The organism is Desulfococcus sp. (assembly GCF_050178255.1).
GTDB classification, from domain to species: Bacteria; Desulfobacterota; Desulfobacteria; order Desulfobacterales; family Desulfococcaceae; genus Desulfococcus; species Desulfococcus multivorans.
The window spans coordinates 1-14,701 of record NZ_JBFXGG010000039.1 but is presented as its reverse complement, the minus strand read 5'-3'; the positions used below and the strand labels follow the sequence as shown (position 1 = coordinate 14,701).

The window sequence follows — 14,701 nt, the reverse complement described above, 5'->3', positions numbered from 1 at the left end:
CATGGAAACGATTCTGATCGTCGACGACGAAAAAAACTATACCCTCATTCTGAGCGCAATCCTGGAAGAAGAGGGCTTTGAAACCCTTACCGCCAACAGCGGCAACGACGCCGTCAACATATTGGAGAATGCGGACATCGACCTCGTGATCACGGACATGAAGATGCCTGGGATGGACGGCATTGAACTGCTCGAAAGCATCAAGGAGAAGGATCCGGATCTGCCGGTCATCATGATGACCGCTTACGGGACTGTTGAAAAAGCGGTCGAAGCCATGCAGAAGGGGGCCTATAATTACATTCTCAAGCCTTTTGAAAACGAGAACCTGATTATCTATGTCAACAAGGCCATTGAGATGTTCCGGATCGTCAAAGAAAACAGGCATTTGAGGAACAGCATCGAATCCCGCTATCGCTTTGGAAACATTATCGGCAAAAGCAAGTCGATGCAGGCCGTCTTCGCGACGATTGAAAAAATCGCGCCGGCCACGGCCACGGTTTTGATTGAAGGAGAGAACGGCACGGGAAAGGAATTGGTGGCGAAATCCATTCATTTCAACAGCCCGCGGCGAAACGAACCCTTCATTCCCGTCAATTGTTCCGCACTCTCTGAAAGCCTTCTGGAGAGCGAACTTTTCGGGCATGAAAAAGGCGCTTTTACCGGGGCCATGTCGATGAAGAAGGGAAGGTTCGAACTCGCGGACCGGGGAACGATCTTCCTGGACGAAATCGGCGAGCTCTCCCATAGCCTTCAGGTCAAACTGCTCCGGGTGCTTCAGGAGAAGTCCTTCGAAAGGGTCGGCGGCATCAAGCCCATCGTTGCGGATATCCGCATCATCGCCGCCACCAACAAACAGCTTAAACAAGAGGTCGCCAAGGGGAATTTTCGTGAGGACCTTTTTTACCGCCTGAACGTGCTTCACTTGACGCTCCCTCCCCTGAGGGAGCGGACCGAAGACATCCGCTTGCTGGTTCAACATTTTATCGACAAGTACGCCGACGAGAGAAATGTGGATATCCCGATCAAGGGAATCGACCAGGAGGTGGAGCGCCTTTTTTATGAATACCATTGGCCCGGCAATATCCGGGAGCTTGAAAACGTCATCGAAAGGGCGATGATCCTTTGTCCGGGAGACACGATCCGTGTATCCGATCTGCCCAGAAGCTTCCAGACCAATGCTTACAGCACCCTGAAAATCAACGATATTCCCACCAACGCAAATCTGGCCGAAACCCTGGCCGATATCGAGAAAGCCTTGATCAGCCGGGCGCTGATGCTCTCAAACAACGTCCAGGCGCATGCGGCAAAAATGCTCGGTATCGGAAAAAGCGGTCTGAATCAAAAGATCAAGAAGTACAACCTGGACGTCGGCACAAAAAAATAGCCCGATCCCGAAGACTTCCGGGAATCGGGCCACGGCTTTTTCATCGGAAATCAGCTGTTGGCCAGCTTTTCCTTTACCATGCCGACAAAGGTCGAATCGGGATATTCCGCTATAAATCGACTTAAAATCTCCGATCGCTTCTCCGTTTTTCCCATCCGGTCATAGATCAACCCAAGATTCAGATATGCATCCTCTTTCAGTACGGGATCGCTCCCCTGGATAATGGTTTCAAATTGTCGAGCTGCCGACGCATACGCCTTTTGGGCAAGATATGTCCGTCCCAATCCGCCGAGGATAAACGGTTTCAATCCCGGATAGGCGCCGATATCATCGAGCGCTCCCTGGTAAAGTGTGATGGCGGTGTCGAAATCACCGGCGTCGTAGGCCATGCCGGCATACACGATACGAGCCAACCGGCCGGCATCCTTTTGGGCGTATTCTTCGAACAACGGCTGAAACTGATTTTTTGCGACCTGATAGGCCTTTTCCGGCCCGTCGTCGGCAAGAATCCTGTCGTAATCCGCCATCCCTTTTTCCAGCAGAACGAACGCCTGGTTTTCGGCCCGATTGCCCATGTAATTGATGCCCGATATGAGCATGACAACAGCCAGGAGGAGTATCAGTCCGCTGACGGCGTAAACCTTGTATTTGATGATCGTCGCCAGGAGTTTTCCCGAAAAAGTGAGAAATTCATCGGGTTTTTTGAGCAGCTCCTTCCGATTCTTGGCCTTTTTTGCCATCCATCCTCCTCATTCGCATCCGTTCAAAAAAGAAATACGTATTCCCATCTCAATTTTCGACTTTCATGATGGTGACCGGCACCGGCCTATGAAAGTCGTCGAAAGTCGAGTTCCCTTTTCAAGGGTGACAAAACGCCTCAGGCGGATCCGAGATCCCTTTTCCGGAAATATCCGTCGGAAAAAGGTCAACTGAAAATTCGCTCCCCATGGCGGCCTTTATTCTCTGCCAACCTTCATCGGAAATTTTGGCGCCGATGACCCGACAAACCTCGTAGCCGCACAGCGATCCCAGTTCACCGCTTTTCTCCAGAGGCAGCCCGTTGACCAGACCATACAGAAACCCTGATGCCCAGAGGTCGCCGGCTCCGGTGGTATCCACCGCCGGCGCGTCAAGCCTGGGAGCAATCTCCAGAATGTCGCCGTCATGAGCGATCAGACTGCCCCGTTCCCCCAGTTTCAAAACGGCAATATCACAGTTCTGGGCCAGGGATTTGACCGCGTCCTTTTCATCCGTGTAACCCGTAAACGCCTGAGCTTCATCTTCGTTGGCAATCAGAATATCGACATACTGTTTCACGATATCCGCCAAAAAAGCCTTCGATTCCCTGACGACGGTAAAGCTGGCCAGATCCAGGGATATTCGTGCGCCCACCTGTTTCGCTGTGTCCAGGGCCGACAGGATGAGCGCTTTGTTGAACAGCAGGTACCCTTCGACGTGGACGACCGCCGCGTCGTTGAAGCATGCCGTCGTGATATCCGAAGGAGCGGCCTCGGCCGATGCCCCCAGATAGGTCAGCATGGACCGTTGGGCATCCGGCGTGATGATGGAAAGTACCCTCCCGGTGAGAGCGGTCGATTTGAAAAGAAGGGGCTCAACATTGTTGTTTTTGAGGTCCGACTCAAAAAGACCGGCCAGATTTCCATTCCCGCTCTTTCCCACAAAGCGGGCCCGGCCTCCGAGTCGCCCGACGCCGATCACCGTATTGCAGGCCGATCCCCCGGAAACGAAAAAGGGCGCTTTCGATACCCGCATGAGGATGTCATCGATGACGCGGTTATCCACATAGGCCATGCCGCCTTTTACAGCTCCCGCCTTTTCGACAAAATCCTCCGCTTCATGCACCAGAATATCCACCAGCGCGGATCCAATACCCACAACCACACCGCAGTCCGAATTGGCTCGAAACATATTGTCCTTTTCTCTGAATGAAGGAAAGTCCGGCATATGTCACCAGACCAGATTCTTGTGGACCCATCCTTTGTCACCGTCCGCATGAACAATGCTTATCCATTCGCCCTCTTTCTTGAGCACTTTGAACGGCACGCCTTTTTCAACGGTGAAAACGATTTCGTATTGGGTGCCGGGGCCGGAGCGGATGTTGCAGCGATCCTTTACGACAATGACCGAAGGTTCGCCGGTAAGGAGACTTTTGTGAATCCATCCTTTGTCGTTTTCGAAATCCTCGAAATAATACCAGACATCCTGCTTTTTGAGGATTTCGACGGGATGATATTTTTCAAGCTTCCACAGGATTCCGTGTTCGTTGCCGGGGCCGGAGCGGACATTCGCCATGGAAACATTGACCGTCATCCGTTCGGCCAGGGCCGTACCGCTCATGAACATCAACAGAATGACAATTGTCGGCGTAAACCTCTTCATCATCATTTTTCCTCCTTCATGCACAAAACAAGGTCTTCCAAAACGCCTGATCTGAAGCCGAAAGGGCATCCATATCAGATCCCAGCCACATCAGACATGAAAAAATACGATTTCCGGCAATTTGACACAGGTCAGGCGGTTGCCGTACACGGCCCCCGTGTCGACGCCGATTTTGTTGGGCTGAACCAGTGGAATGCTGAACGGCGTGTGGCCGAAAACAACCCGCTTGCCGAAATCATAATCGGAAGCAATGAAAGCATCGCGTATCCAGAGCAAATCTTCGGACTTCTGCGATTCCAGAGGGACCCCTTCCCTCAACCCCGCATGGACGAAGATATAGTCCCCGGTCTGATAATAAAGACCGAGTGCCGAAAAAAATTGGAGATGATCCGGCGGGATGAGACTTTCGTCTGCGCAGGCCTTGTTTTTCATATAGCTGTCCAGCGTCGCCTTGCCGCCGTTTGTGAGAAACAGGTGGCGCTCGATCCCGGAAAGGTATTGAAGAAACATCTCTTCGTGGTTTCCCTTCAGAAAAACGGTGTCGGGCATCCGCTTTTTGAGCGAGATCAAATACGCCACCACCTCATAGGACGACGGCCCCCGATCGATGTAGTCGCCCAGGAAAATCAGCTGATCCCGCATTGGATCGGGGTCGATTTTCGCGAACAATTGCTCGAGCTTGTCAAGACAACCGTGAATATCGCCGACGGCATAAATATTTCCCATTGTGTCATGCCACCAGAAAAACGCGACGGGGTTCGTCAAGCCGGGTAATGCCGGCAGCCCGAGCGGCTTTCAGCGCGTCGATGAAATCGCTTCGGGACGGAAAGCGTCCAAGCCCTTCGACTTCGGCGGCCCGACCGCAGGGTCGGTACTGGGGCATGATATTGACATAGGTGTTCGGAGAGATACGATCGGCAATGAACCCCATGACCTTGTCGGTATCGGCAAGCCCTCCGGGAAGCACCAGATGGCGCACCAGAAGGCCGCGACGAGCGATACCGCCTTCGTCGATGACGAGATCCCCGACCTGACGGTGCATTTCAATCAGCGCTTTCCGGGCGACATCCGGATAATCGGGGGCACGGCACGCCCGTCGGGCAAGGTCGGGAGACCAGAATTTAAAATCGGGCATATAGATGTCGACAACACCGTCAAGCAGCTTCAGGGTCTCCACGCTGTCGTAACCGCTGCTGTTGTAAATCAGGGGCAGAGAGAGGCCGCCTTCGATCGCCGGCTTCAGTGCCGCCAGAATCTGGGGAACGACATGAGACGGCGTCACCAGGTTGATGTTATGACATCCGGCCTCCTGCAGGGACAGCATCATACGGGCAAGCGCTTCAGTCCCGGTCGGATCTCCCGCATTCCCGTGGCTGATGTCGAAATTCTGGCAGAAAAGGCAGAGTAGATTGCAATGGGTGAAAAAAATCGTTCCGGATCCGCCCGTTCCCGTCAGGGGCCTCTCTTCCCCAAAATGGGGTCCGCAGCTCGACACCCAGGCTCTGGGCCCGGTTTTACAGATGCCGGTATCTCCGGCAAGGCGGTCTACCCGGCAGGTTCTCGGGCAAAGGGTACAGCACGCCATTCGGCGTCGGGCCGTTTCGACTCGCTCGTCGAGATCCCCTCTCCTGAAGGTTTCAATATAAACAGGTACCGGTGATGTCATATCGGTTCAGATTGCCGTTTCCGATTGAATCCGGATTTCTCGTGCCCCCGGAGGCTCAGCGCGTCATTCCGGGAACTTCGTAGGTGGTGCAGGATCCGCTCGAGCATTGACGGGTCTGGGCCTTGACACCGGCAGACGCCCCGCCGGCGGCCATGGCGTAGTTGGTCGTGCTCATGACCCGCTCAAAATTCTGGGCCCGGCACTTTGGACAGGCCATGTCTACCGCTTCGTCGGTGCGGGTGACCAGGATTTCAAAATACTCGTTGCACTCCAAACATTTAAATTCATAAATCGGCATTCGTTTCTCCCTCGTTTCCTTCGTACATATATAAAATTCAACTTTCGACTTTCATGATGGTAACCGGAAAGCGGTGCCGGGAGGATACGGCCCGCGCCCCTTCAGCGGTGAGTTTTAGTGCCGCTTAAGCGCCGCGGCGGATCAGCGGCCCGGACTGTTTGAGCGCAGCGAGTTTCCGGGCCGCCCGGAGCAAGCTTTAGCGGCACTTGAACGAAACCGCGTGGGGCCCGGGCCGTATCCTCCCGGCACCGGCCTATGAAAGTCGAAAGTTGAGTATAAAACATTTGTTTAAAAACAATTTTGGCATCTTGTCAAGTCAACATGAATAAATGGATATGTCTGGGATCGAGATGCACTTCCGAAACCGCCTGGTATTCATTTTCCACAGCGTCAAACAGCGCCTCCAGAGTCTCCCGGAACTTGCTGGACAGAACATAGGCATCCAGGCGCGCGGCATGGGCGAGCCATTTCAAGAATCGCTCCCTTGCAGCATCGCTGATTCTTCGCGAGGGCAGACTGCCTTCCCAAAGCTCCCGGTAGAAAGGTATGAAGGTCGACAGGGGCATGGCGAGACGATCGCCGTCGTATCCGGTGGACCAGCGGGCCCACAGGGTCAGCAATAGCTGCTGCCAGGTCAGCATCCGGCGCGGAAACCGGAAGGCAACCCCCTCCATCAGCCCGAAAAGTTCATCCAGGGCGATCACCTGATCCAGCACTTTCCGGGTCGCCGTGATATCCGCCATGGTATGGAATTCCCGATAGAGAACCCCCGTTCGATAATTATCAAAAAAGAGCGGTCGACGTATGAGAAGCCCTCCAATAACCCCCAGCCAGGCCTCTCCCCAGAAGCTCAAGGGAAGCCCATGCTCTTCAGCCCAACTCTCCTTTCGCCACCGTTCGGCCCGCCATTTGAGATCGAGAGCCTTGCCGTAACCGACCCTGAAGATATCCTCCATAGGATATTGTCGGATCAGCATCGCGGCCCGGCCCGGGGAGGGGTCGTTCCGGTCCGTCAGCGCGGCAATTCCGATACTGACATATCCGCAAACCTTTTTAACGACGGACCGAAGCGCTTCGCGCTCTTCAACCGGCTGCCGATCGGCCGAAACAATTCGGTTGCAGAGCCCGGCGAACTCATTTCGAAGGCTTGCATGCCATTGCCAGTCGCCCAGAAATTCCAGACCGCGGGCAAAAAGACTGTCCGGGGCCATTATATTGAAAGGATAAAACGGTGCATCGCCCTCCCCCGAAAGAGATCTGACCGGATAACGCTTTTGCCGCCCCCTGAAAAAATTGTCCGTCGAAAGCGGTTGGTATATGCCGACAGCCTCTTCAAAGGGCTTGAACCCCTTTTCATCCATCCGGATATTGCGCAGACGATAGGCCTCCTCTTCATATTCCGCGGGAATCACAGCCTGGGATTCCACCAGGAGATTATAATAAAGGATGTGATCATCCGCAGCAAGTCGGAAGAGGAATTCATCCAGAAAGGCATCCCTCTCCTCGATGGCGTCGGGCTTTCTCTCCGGATCATATAGGGTTTTCCCAAACTTCACATACAACGTATCGTCATAGGTATGAAATCCCTCCCCGAAATCCGACGGATCCTGATCGTGTTCGCGGACGGCCAACTGAATGTTTCTGTAGAGATAGTATTCGAAATCCGCAGCGCGCTCTTCGGAAATCCATCTCACCAACCGATGGGGATCGGCCTTCATGAGGCGGTTGAGCCATCGGGTCCAATCGGGCATGGAAATCCGATCTTTTTCCCACATGCCCATATCCAGGATGAAGTCCCATTGCCGGTCGGACGCAAGGCCCAGCAACTCCAGAGCGTCTTCCACGCCGATATCGTGGATCAAGAAATAGAAATCCTCTTCACGGATGGAATGCACCAGGGCAGCAGGCTGAGGACTCTCCAAGATGGCGTTGCGGGCGTTCTCCGGGGGCATGGAAAGAATTTCGGTACGCCGCTGCGCCAGCTCGCGAAGGCGGGTTGCCGGGGTGATGATCTCTTTGATTTCATTCATGGATCACTTCATTTCGCATAGATCAATGGTACGCACGGAATCAAACTTGTCAATGCGGGCCGCGGGTATCAACGCTCCGCCCGATAAGGTGCAAATTTGAGCAGCAGCAACATTCCCGGGACGGCCATGACGGTGCAGAATATGAAAAATCCCTCCCATCCCAGGCGTGCGGCGAGAAATCCGGTGGGCGCCGCGGCCATGACCCTGGGAATTCCCATAAGACTGCTGAGCAGGGCGTACTGGGTGGCCGTAAATTTTTTATTGGTGATGCTCGCCATAAAAGCGGCATAGGCGGCCGTCCCCATACCACCGCTCAGGTTCTCGAAAACGATGACCCCCGACAGAGCCGGCAAACTGTAGCCGACCCGGGCAAGCGCCGCAAATCCCAAAATGGAAACCATTTGAAAAATGCCAAAGATCCAGAGAGAGCGGTTGATGCCCAAACGGAGCATAATGATGCCCCCCACGAGACTACCGCCGATGGTAGCCCAGAAACCGAAGAGTTTCACTACGGTGCCGATTTCCGTTTTGGTGAACCCCACATCCAGATAAAACGGCGTGGTCATTGCCAGAGCCATAGTGTCCCCTATTTTGTAAAAGAGGACAAAAGCCAGTATCCAGACGGCGTTCTCCCTGCTGAAATACTCGATCAAGGGATCCACTACGGCGGACCTGAGACTTTTGGGGGGGATATCGACAACCTCCGGCTCTCGAGCCAGCAAGGTGGTCAAAATGCCGGGGGCCATGCAGAGGGCCATGATGCAGTACACCATGGAGAACGACATGTAGTCGGCCATGATCAGCCCACCACCCGAGGCCAGCAGCATGCCGACCCGGTAGCCGTTGATATAAAGGGAGGAGCCCAGTCCCAGTTCGTTGTCCGACAGGTCCTCACGGCGATAGGCATCGACGACAATGTCCTGGGTGGCGCTGAAAAAGGTCACCCAGAATGCCGCGAAAGCCACCAGCCAGGGATGCGTCGCCGGTCGGGTCAGGCCCAATACCACCAGCGCCAGGGCCAAGGCTGCCTGGGCCACCAGAAGCCATCCCCGTCGGCGCCCCAGAAAAGGCAGACTGTAGCGGTCCAGGAAAGGCGCCCATAAAAATTTGACCGTGTAAGGAAGGCCGACCAGCGCCATCAGTCCGATCACGGACAGATCGACCCCCTCTTCCTTCATCCATGCCTGCAGTACGGTGATCGTCAACAGCAGGGGCATCCCGCAGGAAAATCCCATCAGAAAGGCCACCAGCATGCGGGGGCTGAAAACCATCTTGACTATCGGAGCGTTCAAATCGCTTTACCCGGTGCCCATCCCTGTCGGTTCGTTCCATCACGCACGGCGCGCAGTCGCCCAACAAAGAAACCGGGTGAAACTCCCCCCGGTTTCCCTGGCACGCTCTGAGATCGGCTGAATATTACTTTCCGGGGCACTCCTTTCGGACATCCGGATCGATGTTTTTGTTGCCGTACGCCTTGTTGAAATAATCACTGAATTCCCAGGAAAGCTTCAATGCGCGCTTGTGGTAATCAGCCTTGTCCGCCCAGGTGTGCTCCGGCGTCAAAATCTCCGCTGGAACGTCGGGACAGGAAAGGGGGACCTCCAGATGAAAAAGAGCGTCTTCGCGGTATTCCACGTCCTGGAGCTTTCCGTCAAGTGCGGCGTTCACCATGGCGCGGGTCATGGTGATGTCCATTCGTTGGCCTATGCCGTACGGGCCACCGCTCCATCCGGTGTTGATGAGGTAGACATTCGTGCGATGTTCCCGCATTTTCAAACCGAGCAGATCGGAGTAGATATGGGGAAGACACGGCATGAACGGCTGGCCGAAGAAGCGGGAGAAGGTGGATACCGGATCGACGATGCCGGTTTCGGTTCCAGCCAGTTTGCTCGTATATCCCATCAGGAACCAGAGCATGGCCTGAGCGGAATTCAGTCGGGACACCGGTGGAATGACGCCGTTGGCGTCGGCGGTAAGAAAAATGATATTGCTTGGGTGATTCCCGGTGGACGAAGGCTTGATGTTGCTCAGAAAACGAAGGGGATAGGAGGCCCGGCTATTGGGCGTCAGGCGGTCATCGCACAGATCGAAGCAGCCGTTCGGGTACATCATGGCGTTTTCCACGATGGCGCCGTGGTTGAGGTAGTCGTCCTCATGGAACACGGCCTGAAAGATTTCCGGTTCTTTTTCGGGATTGAGATCGATGAGCTTGGCGTAGCATCCGTTCTCGAAATTGGCGATTCCGTTCTCGCTCCACCCGTGCTCGTCATCCCCCAGAAGCGCACGGCCGGGAGCGGCCGAGAGGGTTGTTTTACCGGTCCCCGAAAGCCCCAGAAACAGACTCAGATCACCATGCGCATTTTCATTGGCAGAGCAGTGGATGGGCAGGATATTCTCCAGGGGCAGGTAATAGTTCATCACTGTGAAAATCAATTTTTTCACACTGCCGCCGTAAGCGGATCCATAAACCAGGCCCAATCGCTTCGAAAAGTCCATGATGATGGCCATATGGGAAACCCGGCCGTTCTTGAGTTTTCTCAACCGTCCCTCATAGCGGGAGCCGTCGATCTTGTCGTAGGGCAGAACCACGAGGGTAAACCCTTTTTCGGCGAAAATGCTGTTTTGAATATCGGCGGGAACCGCGCGGAACATGTTCAGCGTGAACAGCGCGGTAAGGGAGCGATCGGTGATCGTCTGTACGGGAAGGGCATAGGACGCGTCGGCGCCCACGACCCGGTCGGTGATGTAAAGCGTCTTTTTCCGTCCGAGAACGGTCAGGGCGTCCTTCCAGAGCATGTCGAAGGTCTCGGCGTCGATGGGCAGATTGTTGGGAGAATCCCAATCGATATTTCCGTCCGTGTCGGGACGACGAACAATCATGGTGTCCATGGGTGCACGACCCGTGGAATCGGCAGGGGTCCAGGTGGCCAGGCAGCCGTTCGCCGCGACAAAGGCTTCCCTTCGCGCAACGGCATCCCGTATGGCCGCTCTTCGGTCCGGATTTCGTCTTAAATCACCATGATTACGTAACATGTCGTCAAGCTGTTTTCTGTACGCCATCTCTCCCCGCCTTCACTGGTCAAATCGTTATCGTATCGTCATTTATTGACGGCTCCGTAAAAACCCGATGGTTGCTTCGCGCGCATCCACCGTCTGGACGCCACACCGTTAGACCACCCTGTTTTTCGGAACTCAGAAGCCTTGATCTCGAACCTTTTTCGGGACCGCATGGGCATCGATTTTTTACGAATACATCTTTTACCGGGTCGACGAAGTATCGGCCCGACAACCGACCCTTTCGGGAGCCGGCATATGGATATCGATCCATTTCAATATCTTGTCGAATTCTTCACGGACCTCCATCAAGGCTTTTCCCCGGTGACTGACACGGTTCTTTTCCTCTCGGGTCAGCCGGGCGAAGGTTTTGCCCATGGGCGGATAATAGAACACCGGGTCATATCCGAATCCATTGACGCCGTCAGGGGACCGGGCGATCTCCCCTTCGCAACGCCCCTCGTAAGTCAGCGCCGGTCCGGACGGCACCGCGATGGAAATAACGCATTCAAACGCCGCTTTTCGATTTGCCGCGCCCTCGAGTTCCGCCAGCAGCTTTTTGCATCGTTCCCTGTCGGTGATGCCCGCCCCTCCGTATCGGGCGGAATGGATACCCGGTCTGCCGTCCAGAGCCGCCACTACGAGGCCCGAATCATCCGCAAGGGCCGGAAAGCCCAATACCCTGGCAGTGAAACTCGCCTTTTTGTAGGCATTATCGTCGAAGGTTTCACCGTCTTCTTCGATTTCGGGGATCGGACCAAAATCATCCAAATTTTTGATTTCCACCGGGAAATCCCGCAAAATATCGCGAATTTCTGCTGTTTTGCCTTGATTCCGGGTGGCGATTACAAGTATCCTGCGAGGGTCCACTTTGTATCCTCGTATCGGGCTATGTTCACCGTTATCAGCAATCCAAGTATTGTATCAAACCGCTTCTATAAATCATGAATTCAGCTTTGTAAAGTGTTTTCAACAACCTGTTCGGCTGAAAAAGATCTTTACACCTCAAGTATGCTGAGATAAGAATTACAAATTGCCGCTTTTTGCGGCTTTGCAAAAAAAATCAAGCCCATCGCGCGTGTTTGCCGAAAAATGCGCTGGGTGGTCATTCAGGTGAATGGCAAGGCAACACCAATCCATTAATTTTGAAGGAAAGTGAAGATGCACAGATTATTAACCGATGAACCCGGCCGGAAAATGCTTCTCCTGGGCAACGACGCCATCGCCAGAGGAGCCGTCGAAGCCGGACTGGCTTTTGCCAGCACCTATCCGGGCACGCCCTCTTCGGAAATTTCCGCCAATCTTTTCCAGATATCCCAGGAGACCGATCTCTATTTCGAATACAGCACCAACGAGAAGGTCGCTCTCGAGGTCGCGGCGGCAGCGGCCAACGCAAACGTCCGCGCCATGTGCATGATGAAGCACGTCGGCCTGAACGTCGCATCGGATGTGCTGATGACCCTCGCCTATATCGGTGTAAAGGCCGGCATGGTCATCGTGGTCGCTGACGATCCATTCATGTTTTCGAGCCAGAACGAACAGGACACCCGTTACTACGCCAAACTCTCCGGACTTCCAATGGTGGAACCCTCATCCGTCGAGGAGGCCAAGGAGATGGTCCCTTATGCATTCGACTTGTCGGAAACCCTGGGCGAACCCGTGATTTTCCGGACAACCACCCGGGTCAACCATTCCAACGGCGTCGTCACCCTGGGCCCTCTGAAACCCCGTGTCCCCAATGGGGACTTCACCAAGGATCCTCTTCGATATGTTTGCGTGCCGGCTGTCTCCAGAAAGCTCCATGTACGCCTGCTGGATAGGTGGGAACAGGCACGCAAGATCGCCGACACATCAGCAATCAACACGATCGAAGGCGACGGATCCTGGGGCATCGTCTGCAACGGCGTCAGCTACAATTATGCCGTAGACGCCGTAGCAGCCCTGAACATCAAGAACAGGACCCGAATCCTGCGCCTGGGCTTCTCCCATCCAATGCCCGGAAACCTGGTCAAAGGCTTTCTCAAAGACTGCGAACGCGTCCTGGTCGTGGAGGAGGGAGAGCCTTACATGGAGGAGTCCATCAAAGCCCTGGCCCAGGAAGAGGGGTTGACGCTTCCCATTCGCGGCAAGGGTCAGGATCTTTTCTCGCGTCTGTACGAATTTGATCCGGTTATGGTCCGGAAAGGCATTGCCGCCTGCTTCGACCTGCCCTTCGCCGCCTCCGCCCCTCCCGACCTGTCGGATCTCCCCGAGATCCCCCAGAGACCGCCGACACTCTGCGCCGGCTGCTCTCATCGCGCCACCTTCTACGCGGTAAAAAAAGCCGCGGAGGGCCTCGACACCATATACCCGTCGGATATCGGCTGCTATACCCTGGGATTTCTGCCGCCCCTGTCCATGGCCGACTTCGTGGTCTGCATGGGCGCATCCGTCGGCACCGCCTGCGGTTTTTCCAAGGTGACAAAGAAAAAAGTGGTCGCTTTCATCGGGGATTCGACCTTTTTTCACTCGGGAATTCCCGGCCTCATCAACGCGGTTTTCAACAATCACGATTTCACCCTCGTCATTCTCGACAACGGCACCACGGCCATGACCGGACATCAGCCAAACCCCGGCGTGGATATGGAGAAATTGAATCTGCACGGCTATGGCCGCATCTCCATCGAATCGGTGGTCAAATCGTTGGGGGTTCAGCACGTGACGGTGATCAAGCCCTTCAAGGTCAAAAAGAGCATTGCGGCTGTCCGGGAAGCCATCGAATACAAGGGCGTATCCGTGATCATCTCTCAGGAAATGTGCTCCCTCTACGCCAAGGGGCTCAAGGAACTCAAGGATCGCGTCTTTCATGTCAGCGACAAATGCGTGAATCATCGGAACTGTATCGACGATCTGGCCTGTCCGGCTTTCTACATCAAAGACGATCGGGTCCATATCGATCCCGACCTCTGCTGGGGGTGCGCCGTCTGCGCCCAGATTTGCCCGGAAAATGCTATTTTGCCGCTGAAAAAATGAGGTGGCCGGTGTCGAAACAAGATCTTTTAACAATATTCTGAACTGCACGCATAAGGAATCGAGCCATATGGATATCACAAGATTGATTATCGTTGCCGTGGGAGGCCAGGGGAACCTGCTCGCCTCCCGCGTCATCGGGGAAGCGGCGCTCTTATCGGACGTTCCGGTCCGAATGAGTGAAATTCACGGCATGGCCCAACGCGGGGGTGTGGTTGAATCCGCCATTGTATTGGGTGATGCCCACAGCACGATCATCTCCGACGGGGAGGCCGATCTGCTGGTCGGCTTTGAACCCTCGGAAACCCTTCGGGCACTACCGAAATGCAGCGCCGACACGACGGTCATCACCAATCTCTCGCCGTTGTCTCCATTCACCGTCACCACCGGCCAGGCAACCTATCCCGACCTCAAGCGGATCCAGGAATTGATTCAGGCCAAGACCGCTCGCATGATCGCCTTTGATGCAACGGCCCTCGCCAAACAGGCAGGAAGCGTTATGGCGGTGAACATGGTCCTTCTGGGCGCCATGGCCCAGACCGGCATTCTGCCGATTTCGGCCGAAAGCCTCAAGGAGGCGATTCGCACCAAGACCAAGAAAGCGTTCGTGGAAACCAATCTCAAAGCCTTCGATCTCGGATTTGCCGCTGCCGGATAAAGCTTTCGGATACACCCAACAAGACGGAATGATTGACGATGCCGACTTACATGGTTCGGCCTCGAGCAGCGATAAAAAAAAAGCCCGTTTCGGGAAGAAACGGGCTTTTTGGTATTGACGGCGGCGTCCTACTCTCCCACACAGTCGCCCATGCAGTACCATCGGCGCAAAAGAGCTTAACTTCCGTGTTCGGAATGGGAAC

13 protein-coding genes and 1 rRNA gene are annotated in these 14,701 nt (G+C 54.8%); 3 read left to right on the top strand and 11 right to left on the bottom strand.

The window, feature by feature from the left end; all coding sequences use genetic code 11:
- Window position 1 precedes the first annotated feature (1 nt).
- Window positions 2-1,384 (top strand): sigma-54-dependent transcriptional regulator, encoded by a 1,383-nt coding sequence (locus tag AB7S84_RS09420; protein WP_020876761.1) that lies wholly within the window; start codon window positions 2-4, stop codon window positions 1,382-1,384.
- Between the two features lie 50 nt (window positions 1,385-1,434).
- On the opposite strand, the gene AB7S84_RS09415 is transcribed toward AB7S84_RS09420, so the two are convergent.
- The 10 genes from AB7S84_RS09415 to AB7S84_RS09370 all read right to left on the bottom strand — a co-directional run bounded on the left by AB7S84_RS09415 (window position 1,435) and on the right by AB7S84_RS09370 (window position 11,702).
- Window positions 1,435-2,124: a tetratricopeptide repeat protein gene (locus AB7S84_RS09415; RefSeq protein WP_020876762.1), complete on the bottom strand. Its 690-nt coding sequence runs from the start codon at window positions 2,122-2,124 to the stop codon at window positions 1,435-1,437.
- A 118-nt stretch (window positions 2,125-2,242) separates the two neighbouring features.
- Window positions 2,243-3,313 carry an adenosine kinase gene (locus AB7S84_RS09410; RefSeq protein WP_020876763.1) on the bottom strand — a complete coding sequence of 357 codons (1,071 nt, stop codon included), beginning with the start codon at window positions 3,311-3,313 and terminating at the stop codon, window positions 2,243-2,245.
- 39 nt (window positions 3,314-3,352) lie between these two features.
- A complete protein-coding gene (locus AB7S84_RS09405) occupies window positions 3,353-3,790 on the bottom strand; it encodes an SH3 domain-containing protein (RefSeq protein ID WP_020876764.1) in 438 nt (145 codons plus the stop codon).
- A gap of 84 nt (window positions 3,791-3,874) precedes the next feature.
- Window positions 3,875-4,510, bottom strand: coding sequence for a metallophosphoesterase family protein (locus AB7S84_RS09400; protein WP_020876765.1), 636 nt, complete (start codon window positions 4,508-4,510; stop codon window positions 3,875-3,877).
- A 4-nt stretch (window positions 4,511-4,514) separates the two neighbouring features.
- Window positions 4,515-5,450, bottom strand: a complete 936-nt coding sequence (locus tag AB7S84_RS09395; RefSeq protein WP_020876766.1) for a radical SAM domain protein — start codon at window positions 5,448-5,450, stop codon at window positions 4,515-4,517.
- A 55-nt stretch (window positions 5,451-5,505) separates the two neighbouring features.
- On the bottom strand, window positions 5,506-5,748 hold the full coding sequence (locus AB7S84_RS09390) for an FmdB family zinc ribbon protein (RefSeq protein ID WP_020876767.1): 243 nt from the start codon (window positions 5,746-5,748) through the stop codon (window positions 5,506-5,508).
- Between the two features lie 311 nt (window positions 5,749-6,059).
- The gene (locus tag AB7S84_RS09385; RefSeq protein WP_020875460.1) at window positions 6,060-7,778 is read right to left on the bottom strand and encodes a DUF6178 family protein; all 1,719 of its coding nucleotides are present in this window, start codon (window positions 7,776-7,778) and stop codon (window positions 6,060-6,062) included.
- A 68-nt stretch (window positions 7,779-7,846) separates the two neighbouring features.
- Window positions 7,847-9,070 (bottom strand): AmpG family muropeptide MFS transporter, encoded by a 1,224-nt coding sequence (locus AB7S84_RS09380; RefSeq protein WP_234979210.1) that lies wholly within the window; start codon window positions 9,068-9,070, stop codon window positions 7,847-7,849.
- A 124-nt stretch (window positions 9,071-9,194) separates the two neighbouring features.
- Entirely contained in the window at window positions 9,195-10,838 is a 1,644-nt protein-coding gene (locus AB7S84_RS09375; protein WP_020875462.1) for a phosphoenolpyruvate carboxykinase (ATP), read from the bottom strand.
- A 198-nt stretch (window positions 10,839-11,036) separates the two neighbouring features.
- Entirely contained in the window at window positions 11,037-11,702 is a 666-nt protein-coding gene (locus AB7S84_RS09370) for an XTP/dITP diphosphatase (protein WP_428154078.1), read from the bottom strand.
- Window positions 11,703-11,993: 291 nt separating this feature from the next.
- Between AB7S84_RS09370 and iorA the strand changes: the two genes are divergently transcribed.
- Window positions 11,994-13,844 (top strand): indolepyruvate ferredoxin oxidoreductase subunit alpha, encoded by a 1,851-nt coding sequence (gene iorA, locus AB7S84_RS09365; protein WP_428154076.1) that lies wholly within the window; start codon window positions 11,994-11,996, stop codon window positions 13,842-13,844.
- Between the two features lie 67 nt (window positions 13,845-13,911).
- A complete protein-coding gene (gene iorB, locus AB7S84_RS09360; RefSeq protein ID WP_020875465.1) occupies window positions 13,912-14,499 on the top strand; it encodes an indolepyruvate ferredoxin oxidoreductase subunit beta in 588 nt (195 codons plus the stop codon).
- 115 nt (window positions 14,500-14,614) lie between these two features.
- Here iorB and rrf read toward each other — a convergent pair.
- Window positions 14,615-14,701: ribosomal RNA gene (rrf, locus tag AB7S84_RS09355) — 5S ribosomal RNA — on the bottom strand; the annotation flags it as partial.

Coding starts and splice junctions, on each gene's coding strand:
- AB7S84_RS09415 (WP_020876762.1), bottom strand. CDS start 2,124: ATGGCAAAAAAGGCCAAGAATCGGAAGGAGCTGCTCAAAAAACCCGAT.
- AB7S84_RS09420 (WP_020876761.1), top strand. CDS start 2: ATGGAAACGATTCTGATCGTCGACGACGAAAAAAACTATACCCTCATT.
- AB7S84_RS09405 (WP_020876764.1), bottom strand. CDS start 3,790: ATGATGATGAAGAGGTTTACGCCGACAATTGTCATTCTGTTGATGTTC.
- AB7S84_RS09395 (WP_020876766.1), bottom strand. CDS start 5,450: ATGACATCACCGGTACCTGTTTATATTGAAACCTTCAGGAGAGGGGAT.
- iorB (WP_020875465.1), top strand. CDS start 13,912: ATGGATATCACAAGATTGATTATCGTTGCCGTGGGAGGCCAGGGGAAC.
- AB7S84_RS09410 (WP_020876763.1), bottom strand. CDS start 3,313: ATGTTTCGAGCCAATTCGGACTGCGGTGTGGTTGTGGGTATTGGATCC.
- AB7S84_RS09375 (WP_020875462.1), bottom strand. CDS start 10,838: ATGGCGTACAGAAAACAGCTTGACGACATGTTACGTAATCATGGTGAT.
- AB7S84_RS09400 (WP_020876765.1), bottom strand. CDS start 4,510: ATGGGAAATATTTATGCCGTCGGCGATATTCACGGTTGTCTTGACAAG.
- AB7S84_RS09385 (WP_020875460.1), bottom strand. CDS start 7,778: ATGAATGAAATCAAAGAGATCATCACCCCGGCAACCCGCCTTCGCGAG.
- AB7S84_RS09390 (WP_020876767.1), bottom strand. CDS start 5,748: ATGCCGATTTATGAATTTAAATGTTTGGAGTGCAACGAGTATTTTGAA.
- iorA (WP_428154076.1), top strand. CDS start 11,994: ATGCACAGATTATTAACCGATGAACCCGGCCGGAAAATGCTTCTCCTG.